The 12,296-nt window shown below is 46.0% G+C and carries 11 protein-coding genes; 10 read left to right on the top strand and 1 reads right to left on the bottom strand.

What is annotated here, in order from left to right:
- Positions 1–7 precede the first annotated feature (7 nt).
- Complete coding sequence (locus QUA42_RS04415) at positions 8–3,424, bottom strand: PAS domain S-box protein (protein WP_333135441.1); 3,417 nt, start codon at positions 3,422–3,424, stop codon at positions 8–10.
- Between the two features lie 99 nt (positions 3,425–3,523).
- On the opposite strand from QUA42_RS04415, the gene QUA42_RS04410 reads away from it, so the two are divergent.
- The 10 genes from QUA42_RS04410 to QUA42_RS04365 form a co-directional block, all read left to right on the top strand.
- Entirely contained in the window at positions 3,524–3,697 is a 174-nt protein-coding gene (locus QUA42_RS04410) for a hypothetical protein (protein ID WP_333135439.1), read from the top strand.
- Positions 3,698–4,066: 369 nt separating this feature from the next.
- Complete coding sequence (locus QUA42_RS04405; RefSeq protein ID WP_190663046.1) at positions 4,067–4,411, top strand: hypothetical protein; 345 nt, start codon at positions 4,067–4,069, stop codon at positions 4,409–4,411.
- A 211-nt stretch (positions 4,412–4,622) separates the two neighbouring features.
- Positions 4,623–5,648 (top strand): ABC transporter permease, encoded by a 1,026-nt coding sequence (locus QUA42_RS04400; protein ID WP_333036567.1) that lies wholly within the window; start codon positions 4,623–4,625, stop codon positions 5,646–5,648.
- On the top strand, positions 5,626–5,793 hold the full coding sequence (locus QUA42_RS04395; RefSeq protein WP_333135436.1) for a hypothetical protein: 168 nt from the start codon (positions 5,626–5,628) through the stop codon (positions 5,791–5,793). Before QUA42_RS04400 ends, QUA42_RS04395 begins: the two co-directional genes overlap by 23 nt.
- 63 nt (positions 5,794–5,856) lie before the next feature.
- Positions 5,857–6,654, top strand: coding sequence for a hypothetical protein (locus tag QUA42_RS04390; RefSeq protein ID WP_333135434.1), 798 nt, complete (start codon positions 5,857–5,859; stop codon positions 6,652–6,654).
- Between the two features lie 62 nt (positions 6,655–6,716).
- The gene (locus QUA42_RS04385; RefSeq protein ID WP_333135432.1) at positions 6,717–7,760 is read left to right on the top strand and encodes a hypothetical protein; all 1,044 of its coding nucleotides are present in this window, start codon (positions 6,717–6,719) and stop codon (positions 7,758–7,760) included.
- 250 nt (positions 7,761–8,010) lie between these two features.
- A complete protein-coding gene (locus QUA42_RS04380) occupies positions 8,011–8,784 on the top strand; it encodes an ABC transporter permease (protein WP_333135430.1) in 774 nt (257 codons plus the stop codon).
- Positions 8,785–8,910: 126 nt separating this feature from the next.
- Positions 8,911–9,810, top strand: a complete 900-nt coding sequence (locus tag QUA42_RS04375) for an ABC transporter ATP-binding protein (protein WP_333135428.1) — start codon at positions 8,911–8,913, stop codon at positions 9,808–9,810.
- 283 nt (positions 9,811–10,093) lie between these two features.
- On the top strand, positions 10,094–10,915 hold the full coding sequence (locus QUA42_RS04370; protein ID WP_333135426.1) for a sulfotransferase: 822 nt from the start codon (positions 10,094–10,096) through the stop codon (positions 10,913–10,915).
- A gap of 140 nt (positions 10,916–11,055) precedes the next feature.
- On the top strand, positions 11,056–12,296 hold a 1,241-nt coding region (locus QUA42_RS04365), incomplete at its 3' end, for an ELWxxDGT repeat protein (protein ID WP_333135424.1).

The following is a 12,296-nucleotide window of genomic DNA, read 5'->3' as shown; positions in this document are numbered from 1 at the left end:
ATGCACCCTAATTGGGCGGATTAACCGGCAAGCGGATCGTAAAAGTAGAACCAACACCCTCCTGACTTTTTACTGAAATATTGCCACTCATCATTAGGCAAAAACGCTGGCTGATTGCTAATCCCAAACCAGTGCCGCCGTATTTGCGGGTGGTGGAAGCGTCTGCTTGGGTAAAGGGTTGGAAAATGTGCTGCAACTGGTCGGGAGTCATCCCAATTCCTGTATCTGTACAATTAACAACTAAAAATTCTTTACTAGCAATTGAAGATTGAGAACTTGCCGCCTGTTCAGAAGTGTTTTCTTGTTTTGCTTCGCTGCTGTCGCCCGCAATCATTTCTCGGCTGGCTGTGAGGGTAATTGTACCGTTTTGAGTGAATTTGGCGGCATTGCTCAGCAAATTTAATAAAATCTGCTGCACTTTGGTAATGTCACCGTGCATAGTGCCGATATTCGTAATTTGATGCAGGTTTAGAGTGTTGCCGTTTTTCTCAATTAGCGGCGCGGCGGTGGAGGCGACATCTTCAATCAAGGCGGCGATGTCGAAGGTTTCTAAGTAAAGATCCATGCGGCCGGCTTCGATTTTAGAAATGTCGAGAATGTCGTTAATTAGCGATAGCAAGTGTCGGCCGGAAGTGCGAATTTTGTCTAAATCTGGGGTGAGTTCATCGTAACCCAATTCTGCGGTTTCTTCTTGGAGCATTTCGCTGTAGCCGATGATCGCATTCAGAGGTGTTCGCAGTTCGTGGCTCATGTTTGCTAAAAATGCGCTTTTTGCGGTGGAAGCAGCTTCGGCTGCTTCTAGGGCGAGTTGCAAGGCGGATTCAAAGACTTTACGATCGCTAATATCCTCGACGCTGCCTTCATAATAAAGTATCTCGCCGTTGGCGTCGCACACTGCACGCGCGCTTTCGGAAATCCAAATTACCTTGCCATCAACGCGGTAAACTTGTGACTCAAACCCCGAAACTTCTCCGAATTCTTCCATCACCCGCATAAACTTTTCGCCCTGCTGAGGATTGACGTAAGCTTGCTGCCTGATGTTGGTGAGATTTGATGTTAATTCTTCGGGAGTGGCGTAGCCATAGATGCGGGCTAAAGCTGGATTTACGCTCAAGAAGTGGCCTTCGGGGGTTCTTTGAAAAATGCCTTCGACAGCATTTTCAAAAATGCTACGATATTTTTGTTCTGCTTGACGCAAAGCGTTTTGTGTACGATCGCGCTCGCTGGCTTCGATCGCCAATGATACCAAATCTGCCAGGGAAGCAGCAAAATTTTGTTCTTCTAATGTCCAGTTGCGAGTAGTTCCCACTTGTTCGATACAGATGACTCCGACTGTTTGTCCGCCGAGGCGCACTGGCGCGTCTAAGGTAGAAGTAGTGCCAGCTTGTGAAAAGTAAGATTCGGCAAATTCTCTAGTTCTAATATCTGAGAGAGCGTCCTCGGCTGCGATCGTCCGGTGTTCTTCCAAAGCTTGAAAATAAGCTGGATAGTCTGCTGCTGCGAGTTCATTACCTTGGGAATGCTGGTGGTTGCTGCGGTAAAATTGGTCGAGACATTGCAGTTTCGATCGGCTTTCATCGTACAACCATGCTCCGGCTCGTTCTGCATCTAGGGTATGAGCGGCCGCTTCGGTGATTTGCCTCAAAGCTACTTGCAAATCGCCTCGATATAGCGCTTTATTTCTTGCCAATTCTACCAAAACCGTATTTTGTTTGAGCAATTGTTTTTGCCTTTGGCGTCGCGCCGATTCGGCTCGCTTCTGTTCGGTAATATCGCGGGCCACCACAATGACGGATTGTTCTGAAAGCGGTGAAATGCTGGCTGCAAAACAAAGTTCGCGGTCGTTAATGGTTAAATCGTACTCGATGCTGACAGTTTGCTGAGTATCTAAAGCGGCTCGGATGTGGTGGATAAAATTGTCGGCTGTAGCTTGCGGAAACACCTCTTTGACTGTTTTGCCAACTAATTCTTCGGCTGGTTTGTAGAGCAGGGAAATATTTGTAGGCGCGATTTTTAAGTAGCGACCATTGGAGTCCACAACTATAATTAATTCGTTCATGGCTGCAAACAAAGCCCGCAATTCTGCTTCTGCGGCTTTGAGTTCGGCAGTCCGCTCTGCTACTCGCTGTTCTAAACTAGAGTTGGTTTGTTCTAGGGCAACAAAAGACGATCGCAATTGTCGGGCCATTTGATTGAAAGACTGAGCTAGAAGACCGAGTTCGTTGACACCTTTCACTTCGACTTCGCCGTCTAATTCTGCGGAGGTGAAGTCGGATGACTCAGACATTTTTGTTAAAGCTTTGGAAGCTTCCAGCAATCTGGTAATCGGTTTGACAACCCAGCGAGAGGTAAATATTCCGAGTGCGATCGCCAGTATGAAGGCAAAAAAGCACAATAAGATAGTTGTGCGAGTGTTGGCGTTAATTTGCTCCATAAAGTCTGCTTCCGGGATTGCGACTACAATCAGCCAATCGAGGCCACGGCCGTCTTGCAGGGGAGCAACGGTAATGAATTGACGTTTGCCGTCTATCTCGAAGGTAAACTGTCCTTTGCTGTCAATTTGTTCAAAACTACCAAATCGTTTTTGCAAGTATGTGGACGCCGATCGAATTAGCAAATTTTTGCTCTGTGTCCCCAACAGCCGTTTTTGTTGTCCGTCTTTGTCGGTGACAAAGGGCAGTTCATCTGTGGAACTGGCGACTATTTCCCCGCTGCGTTCGATCGCAAAAACTTGTCCTGACGGGCTAATTTTGATGCTTTTGAGAAAATCGCTGATTTGAGAAAGAGTCAGGTCAATTGCCAATACCCCCCGCAGGTTTCCTGTTTCATTGTAAATAGGCATCACCGGCGTAATGCCGAGCACTGGCGGTGCTGCAAAGACGTAGATTGGAGACCAAGTGGCTTTGCCTGACCGTTTGGCAGCTTGGTACCACGGTCTAGTACGGGGGTCATAGGCAACGGTTTTGATTAGCTCGGTGCGATTTCCTTGGCTATCTAGACGATAAATTTGGCGGTTTGGAGCGGTTGACTCGTCTCTGATGTATACTAAGTTTTCTGCTTCTCGCTTGAGCAAAAGGAATCTGCCCTGTTCGTCGCCGTAGTAGATCGTTGTATTTCGATCGCTCAGCTTGGTCTGGTTCCACAAATAGCGCTCTAAGTTGGGGAAGTCTTCCGGATCTAAGTTTCCAGAGGCGATCGCAGCAGTATTCATTTGCAGAAATAAATGAGACACATCCCCAAAACTGCGGAAATTTTCTTTCGTCCTCGCTGCAACTTCCAAGCTTAACCTCGTAGCCAGGTCATTGACGGCTTTCTGGCCATTGCGAAACGAAAGCCATCCAGTCACGCCGACTGCTACGGAGATTTGTACCACCAGCGGTATCAACAAAACTAGGCTCAGTGACATCTTGGGCGAGCTTTTCATCAGACAACTGCTCAGATTTTTCAATAACATCAATATTCTGACACCTACCGAGTTTGCGTATCGTTTGCCGCTTAAAAAAGCCCCTCGATATAAGTTACAATGTTCTACACACATAGTGAAGTGCAGCGACCAGCCGCTCAAAACGGGGCTGAGGTTTCCACCGCTACTGTAAAAACTTGTAATATTAATCATGCCACTACTTGCCTGAATGTGGCGATCGCTCTAGGGACTCGCGGTCAAAAAGTCACACTCCGTAAAAAAAAGCAACTTTAGGCCTGTGCTCTACACTGTGGTTGTCATCAGTCATTGCCAATTATTCAAATTTTTAATCTCAACTTTTAAATCTAAAAGGTGTCACTTTGTCCGGGTGGGCATTGTCTTCCTTACGCCTAGTTAATAAAAATTTGATTTGATTTTTTTCTACCGTGCCAGGACAAATGTAAATTCTGTGACAATCGGGTGTTAAAAAATTTGCTATTAATAAGATAAGCCGCCAAAATCCCTTAGCGTAGCGGGCGTAAGCCATCGAGTACCAAGAGGATAATTGAAGCATCTGCATTCCATCAAAAGCAGCAAATTAAAGCGTTTTTGGCTTTTTTTGACGCTCAATATTTTGGCAAAATAATACTTCTGGAGGATGACATGAACTATACATTTGAAATCCTGGGCGTATCTCCAACTTTAACATTTTTTAACCAGCAGCAGGAATTGCTGAAACAACAGGAGCCATCGGGTGTAGAATACTTGGGAAACTGGAAGTGTACTCTCGATGCGTTTGTCGCATCTGTGGAGACAGTTTCTCCTTACCGGGGCTGGGATGTCGATCGAGTTGTAGACACCGTGATTAGTTTCTGGATGAACAACTCCGATAGCATCCAGTATTGGAGACACAGGCTGGAAGATGCCGGCAGCGAAAACTTGTTAGTAGCCAGAGTAGGCGATATCAAGTCTTTACAAGCCGCCTTTGAATCGCTGCTGGGCGAATAGGAAAATCGCCAATTGCGAAAAAGTCGATCGACTTTTTCGCAAAAATCAACTCAACTGTCTCTTAGCAATGCTCAATTTCCCTGATTCGCGGCACGGAAGTCGCAGATATACAATAATATCTGTTTCTTCCATCTTCTACCTTCCATCTGCCTGATGCCTTCCACATCTGATTAATGTCTAATGACTTCGCAATTGGCAATTCCCAAATATTATGTCTCGTTCCAAAGCCCTGCAATCTTATATTTTTCTCCGCTTGCTTCTCGCACCCCTAATGTTGTGGACAATCACCACAGCAGTATTTTTATTGTTGCGGGCCACTCCGGGCGACCCCATAGATGCCATTCTCGGCTCACGAGCTCCTGCAGCAGCCAAAGAAGCAATGCGAACTCAACTCGGCCTGGACGCACCCCTGTGGCAGCAATATCTCAAATACATGAAAGACTTGTTGAGCTTCGACTTGGGAACCTCCATCACCACTCGCGGACAAACCGTGTGGCAAATTATCGGAGATTATTTCCCCGCTACAGTGGAATTAGCAGTTTGTAGCATGGCCATAGCTTTAATTGTCGGCATCAGTATCGGTTCCCTGGCAGCATCCCGCCCCAACACTATTTTCGATGCTGCGGGACGTTTGTTTGGCATTATCACTTACTCGCTGCCCGCTTTTTGGGCCGGCATGGTTTTGCAATTAATTTTCGCGGTGCAGTTGGGATGGTTTCCCTTGGGAACTCGCTTTCCCGTGACATTCCCAGCCCCCGAAGGCTACACAGGACTATACACTATTGACAGTCTCCTGAGCGCTAACCCTGCTCAGTTTCTCACATCTTTACATTATTTGGCACTTCCGAGTTTGACATTGGGGATTCTTTTGAGCGGCATTTTCGAGCGCATTGTCAGAGTGAATCTCAAGCAAACTTTGCAAGCAGATTATGTCGAAGCAGCTAGAGCTAGAGGCATTCCCGAATTCCAGATTTTATGGGCTCACGCTCTGAAAAATGCACTAATTCCGGTGATTACTGTCTTAGGATTGACTTTTGCTGCACTGTTGGGCGGTGCTATTTTAACAGAGGTTACTTTTTCTTGGCCGGGGTTGGCAAATCGCCTTTACGAAGCGATTAGCTTGCGGGATTATCCAACTGTTCAAGGTATTGTGGTGTTTTTTGCGGCAATTGTCGTAATTGCCAGCATTGTAATTGATATTTTGAACGCTTACGTTGACCCGCGAATTCGGTACTAAAAATATCAAGGAAGAAGGGCAACGGATGCGCGACTGTGGCACTCTAGGCTTGTTCTACCTGTACTTTCTGCCTGCGCCAGATATTTCAGCCAGCGGTGGCCCTGTAGAAGCAGTTGTCCAAAAGATCGATCGGCTTTTAGAGTGACGACACTTGGCAATTTATGGGCAATACTGGAGAAAATAAACTTCAACATTTGAGGAAACGCTGATGAGATTATTGCGAACAATCGCCGCTCTATCGGCGGCCTTGACCCCACTGATGGCTGAAGCTGCCTTTAGCCGTCCCATGCCGGGAACAGCCGATTTTCCCAGAGCCTCAAACCCCGAAGTAAATGTGCCGGTTTGCTTTATCGAAACTCGAGGCGGCACAACTTTTGATTTAGTCAGCTTGTGCGGCAGCAACGCTGCTCCCCAAAACCCTGCTCCGGTTGCGGGCAACCCCGCCAATGCTCCTGCAAATAACCCTAATGCAGGCACTCCTCCGCCTCCTCCCCCGAACCCCAACGCCATCACCAGAGATGGTGTCGGCACCCCGATAACTACTCCTACAGGCACGGCAAATCCCAACAATCCCAACAATGCCAATCCGGGAACTTCGCCCGCAGGTACTCCCAATGCCAATCCGGGAACTTCGCCCGCAGGTACTCCCAATGTCAATCCGGGAACTTCGCCCGCAGGTACTCCCAATGTCAATCCGGGAACTTCGCCCGCAGGTACTCCCAATGCCAATCCGGGAACTTCACCGACTACCAATCCCAATAATCTCAATCCGGGAAGTTCGCCCTATATCACTCCCAATAATCCCACTCCGGAAACTTCGCCGAATACCAATCAGAATAATCTCAATCCGGGAAGTTCACCGAGTACCAGTCCCAATAATGCCAATCCGGGAACTTCGCCGAATACCAATCAGAATAATCTCAATCCGGGAAGTTCGCCCTATACCACTCCCAGCAACAATTTGTCTCCCAACAGTACAACTGGCAACGGCACGGGCACTCCTTGAACTGCCGGGGATGAGTTATGCTAAGACATTGAAGTGGCGATCGCACTTGAGGAGGACATCTAGTGTCAAACTTAGTTCAACGCTTAGAAATAACCGCTCATCCGCAACTAGAAAAATCCCTCGGCTATCGAGGAGAGAGTCGCTGGGTAGCTTGGCGCTGGGAACCCGAAATCGACCAACTTATTTCCAGCGACGGCAAAACAGTCGGCACTGGCAATAATATGGCTTGGCTGGTGTTTTTGCAGCACGATTTAGTCGATCCTGCGCTACAAGAGTACAACCTCGGCGAGGGCGATCGCTACTGGCTGCTTTTAGACACCGAAACTAGAAATCTCTACGTCGGTGAAGGGAAAACAGTTCAAAGTCTGCTCGAACAGCCGGAAAGTTTAGGTTTATTGGCCTGTCTCGATGGCGGGAATGCCGATCGACAAACTGGTGAAAATTGGCAGCAAACCCTATCTCAACTAACAGCCAAACCAGTTATTCGCAACCTGACAAATGTCCTTCCTTTCGGTATCGCAGCCGCTTTAATAGGTGCTTTAGGCATCGGAACCGGATTGTGGGTAGTGCCGGCGGTGCAGCAGAAAATAGCCGAAAAAGCGGCTTTTATTTCTCCAATTAGTTCTGGCGCTAACTGCGGGCTGGGCGGTTCCGACGATTTTTCAGCTTATATCGGTTCGTCAAGCGGAAATAAAGAACTTCATTTAATAGGCGTTTACGAAGCCAATGCGGATCACAAGAACCGAGATTTATCAAAAAGTGCGATCGAAGTCAAAGTAGAACGCCGAAACAAGCCAATAATTCTCGCGCTTTCAGCCTACGAACCGGTGCAATGGAACATTACCGCAGAACCGGGCGCAGTTATCGAAAAAATCATCGTTAACGGATACCACAACCAAACTGTTTCAGGAGTTTCGGGAATTCCAATTGAAGAGCACAGCTACGAAGAAACCAGAGACAATCTCGGCGACTTTATCTACAAGTGGGGTGCTACCGCGGAAAGTACCAATACTTCTTCCCTCGTGACTAAATTGGAACAGAGAAACCGCACGAATTTAACTTCCTTTCAAGGATGCTACAGAGGTAAAAACTTTAGTATTAATTGAGAGCAGCGACAGAGGGCGACAAGTTATACGATTTTCGATTTTCGATAGGGAATAACTGATTAGATATGGATTTGGAATTTGTTACAGTTCCATGCTTTTTTTTACTGGTGTTAAAACCTATCCCCCTACAATCACAAAACCCGCGTCGGCGGGTTTTTTATTGAGAGTTAAACTTATTTGCACCTCTATGGTATGATATCCGGTGGCGCGATCGCCAATTCCCAATTCTAACAATACTAATATATTTGCTATGAAATACTGGTACGAAACGCTCGCAGTAGCCCAGCGGATTTTAATTGAATTGGGGAGGCGGCGACGCAGCTTAGTATTGTGGAGTATTTTTCCAGTTTCTATCTTGGTAATTAACGGTTTAATTTTAAAAGAACGCGCTAATCTCAGCACAGCAAAAGCCTTTGAAGTTGCTGCACCTGCAAGCTTAGTAGGAGCAGCTTTATTTTTTAGCTGTCTCGGTGGTAGCGTAGCAACAGTAGTAGCAGAGCGAGAACAGCATACCCTCAAACGCTTGTTTATTTCCCCGCTGAGCGGCACTTCCTACTTTTTAGGAATTTTCCTGGCTCATAGTTGCATCGGCATCGGTCAGGTAATTTTAGTATACACGATCGCCTCTTGTTTAGGAGCACAATTCCAAGGGTCTATTCTGCTAGGATGTGCGATTATTCTGCTCAGTATTGTATCTTATGTAGGTGTAGGCTTTATTCTCGGCACCCAGTTTGCGAGGCGCACTGAAGATGTCAACTCCCTAGTAGCAGCTTTCGGCGTTCCTTTGTTGATTTTAGGAGGCGCATTTTTGCCTACTTCGCTCTTTCCCCAAAGTCTGCTGGAACTCGCCCAGTACAATCCAATTTATCACATGAACGAAGCGCTGATGGGCGTGTGGGCTGACGGCAAAGATTTGGCTGATATTGCCAAACACTTTTGGTATTTATTCATATTTTCTATTGCCATGATTGCAGGTGGATGGCTTTCTTACCGCCGAATGCTGAGAGTAGAAAGAAGACTTTAAAACTATCTCATTATGTCGTAATTATTCATCTCTCTCTTCTGGAGACTCAGCGCCCTCTGCGTTCTCTGCGGTTTAATCGTTCAGAAACACCCGTAAATATATAAAATAATACGGAGAATTAAAGCAGTGCTGCAAATTGAAAAGCTAAATAAGTCCTATGGCGAGCGTTCAGTGCTTAAAGATTTAACACTGCACATCCAAGCTGGAGAAATTTACGGTTTGCTCGGGCCAAACGGGGCGGGAAAAACTACAACTATCAATATTTTATGCAATTTGCTAAATGCCGACAGCGGTCAAGTTTCTATTAATGGCGAACCTGTTTCTGACTCTACAAAATCCTTAATAGGTGTAGCGCCACAAGAAAATTTGCTTTACAAAAGCCTTAGCTGCGAAGAAAACCTCAACTTTTTTGCTCAAATTTACGGCTTAGAGCGCAAACAGCGTCGCTATCAAGTAAGACACTGTTTGAAAGCAGTAAATTTGACAGATAGAGCTACAAGCCCAGTAGAAACTTTGAGCGGAGGAATGCAACGCCGTTTGAATATTGCGGTGGCTTTGGTACATCAGCCTAAATTAGTAATTTTAGATGAACCGACAACGGGTTTAGATATTGAGGCTCGCTATGAAATTTGGGAGTTAATTCAGCGCTTGCAATCGGAAGGAATTACAATTTTGCTGACAACTCACTTGTTGGATGAAGCTGAGCGTCTTTGTCAGAAAATCGGAATTCTGAAAAATGGCAGTATTGTCGCTGAGGGCAGTTTGGAAGAGTTGCAAAAACTGATTCCGGCTCAAGAAATTATCGTGGTAAAAACCGACGAAGAAGCTGAAGTCATCGCCCGCGCTAAACAATACAGTTTCATTCCCCGCCGCTACGGTAGCGATTTGGCTTTTTGGCTGCCGGAACGTTTAGAATTAAAAGAGATTATTTTGCGTTTTGATGGGATTTCTATTGATTCAATCGCTCGGTATCCGGTGCGGTTAGAACATATTTATGTCGAAGTAACTAAACAAACTGTATCCTAATCTGCGTTCATCCGCCTACATCCGCCACCATCTGCGGTCAAAAATTCCAGAGTAATTCTGTAATCATGGCAAAGAGCCGACTTTTCCGACTGACAGGGGCCCTAAGCCATGATACAGATAGCAAAAGTAAAGTTACGATGTCTAGATTGTAAAGATATCGTAAACCTTGATGTTGTGTTGCGAAATGAAATATTAAATAAAACTATCTTATAAAAGATATGTCATTATGATGATACCCTGAGCTTGCATCTAAATTGTACAAACCCATTCCAGCGCGAAGCCAGTGAAAGCTCACTTCATATCAGGACTACCCCGATCTGGTTCTACTTTACTCGCAGCATTACTCCGGCAAAATCCGCGATTTCACGCTGCTATGACCTCCCCCGTCGGGGGTTTAGTGGAGCGAATGTTGGAAGCCCTGAGCGAAGATAATGAGTTTTCCGTGTTCATTTCCTCTGAACAAAAACGGGCACTGATTATGAGCATCTTTTCAGCCTATTACCACCCGCAAGCTGAAAAAGAAGTGATTTTTGACACCAATCGTCTTTGGTGCAGCAAGTTGCCATTAATTCTGGAACTCTTTCCCGAAGCAAAAGTCATCTGCTGCGTCAGAAACATTGCTTGGATTATGGATAGCATTGAGCTACTAATTCGGCGCAATGCCTTTGAGGTTTCCAGGTTATTTAATAATCCAGTGGAACGGGCTACAGTTTATAATCGCACGGAGGCATTAAGTCAAAGTTCCCGTTTAGTGGGTTATGCTTATAACGCTCTTAAAGAAGCATTTTATAGCGAGCAGAGTGGAGCCCTTCTACTGGTAGATTACGATTTATTAACCAAAGGGCCGGCTAAAACAATGTCGCTGATTTATCAATTTCTCGGCGAAGAGCCTTTTGAGCATGATTTTGATAATGTTGAATATCAAGAACCGGAATTTGATAATAAGCTGAAAACACAAGGGTTACATCAAGTGCGAGCTCAAGTTGAATTTAAACCGAGAAAAACGATTTTACCTCCCGACTTGTTTGAGCGATTTGATGGCTTATCCTTTTGGACAGATTCAACAAATAGTCGTGCTAGTGCGATTGTAGCGAAAACTCAATAAGCCGCAAAACATTAGCCTCTAGATTCCCCCTAACCCCCCTTAAAAAGGGGGAAGAGCGTTCAAAGTCTCCCTTTTTAAGGGAGATGCGAGGGGGAGCGAAACTTGGATGTAAACCATAGATATCAAGGATTTCAGTAATTATGAACTCATCTACCGCCCACAAGCAAATTATTTTCGTAGACTCTTCTGTACAGAATTATCAAAACTTGATAGAGGGCGCCGATGCTAACGCTAAAATAGTCATTTTAGATAACAAGCGTAGTGGCATTGAACAAATTACCCAAGCACTAGCTAGTGAAAGAGGCATTGAAGCCGTACACATCCTTTCACACGGCAGCCCAGGTAGTTTAAAACTCGGTGCAGACACCCTCAATGACAAAGAGATAAAAACTTTCAGCACTCAGATCAAACAGTGGGGAAATGCCTTAACAGAAAATGGCGATATCCAGCTCTACGGCTGCGATGTAGCAGCAGGAGAAACAGGAATCAAATTTGTAAAAGAACTGAGCGAATTAACTTTAGCCGATGTAGCAGCATCGAATAACATTACAGGCAATGCAGAACTAGGAGGCGACTGGAACTTAGAAGTAAAAACCGGGAAAATTCAGGCTCTCCTGCCATTGGGCCCCCTAGCAATGACCAACTACCAAGGAATCTTAGGCCTAACCTTCATCAAAGACATCAATCCGGGGGCTACCCATTCAAGCCCTGAGAACTTCTTCAACTTCAACAACACTCTCTATTTCATAGCCCGTGACGATACCAACGGCAGTGAATTGTGGAAAAGCGATGGCACAGCCTCCGGCACGGAGCTGGTTAAAGACATCAATCCGGGGGCTACCGCTTCATACCCTGGTAGCTTCATCAACTTCAACAACACTCTCTATTTCTCAGCCGATAACGGTACCAACGGCAGAGAATTGTGGAAAAGCGATGGCACAGCCTTCGGCACGGAGCTGGTTAAAGATATCTGGCCGGGGGGTATCGGTTCAAGCCCTGGTAGCTTCATCAACTTCAACAACACTCTCTATTTCTCAGCCAATAACGGTACCAACGGCAATGAATGGTGGAAAAGCGATGGCACAGCCTCCGGCACGGTGCTGGTTAAAGACATCAATCTGGGGTCTAACACTTCAGCTTCAGACCCTGGTAGCTTCATCAACTTCAACAACACTCTCTATTTCTCAGCCAATAACGGTACCAACGGCGATGAATTGTGGAAAAGCGATGGCACAGCCTCCGGCACGGAGCTGGTTAAAGACATCAATCCGGGGGGTAGCAATTCAAACCCTTATCGCTTGATCAACTTCAACAACACTCTCTATTTCTCAGCCACTGACGCTACCAACGGCAGAGAATTGTGGAAAAGCGATGGCACAGC

The sequence above is a fragment of the Microcoleus sp. Pol11C2 genome, assembly GCF_036701505.1.
Classification (GTDB): domain Bacteria; phylum Cyanobacteriota; class Cyanobacteriia; order Cyanobacteriales; family Microcoleaceae; genus Microcoleus.
The sequence above is the reverse complement of the archived record's forward strand: the minus strand, read 5'-3'. Positions and strand labels throughout refer to the sequence as shown.

Bases quoted from the DNA above. Each gene is read 5' to 3' on its own strand.
- QUA42_RS04415 (WP_333135441.1), bottom strand. From the start codon at position 3,424: ATGAAAAGCTCGCCCAAGATGTCACTGAGCCTAGTTTTGTTGATACCG.
- QUA42_RS04410 (WP_333135439.1), top strand. From the start codon at position 3,524: ATGTTCTACACACATAGTGAAGTGCAGCGACCAGCCGCTCAAAACGGG.
- QUA42_RS04405 (WP_190663046.1), top strand. From the start codon at position 4,067: ATGAACTATACATTTGAAATCCTGGGCGTATCTCCAACTTTAACATTT.
- QUA42_RS04400 (WP_333036567.1), top strand. From the start codon at position 4,623: ATGTCTCGTTCCAAAGCCCTGCAATCTTATATTTTTCTCCGCTTGCTT.
- QUA42_RS04390 (WP_333135434.1), top strand. From the start codon at position 5,857: ATGAGATTATTGCGAACAATCGCCGCTCTATCGGCGGCCTTGACCCCA.
- QUA42_RS04380 (WP_333135430.1), top strand. From the start codon at position 8,011: ATGAAATACTGGTACGAAACGCTCGCAGTAGCCCAGCGGATTTTAATT.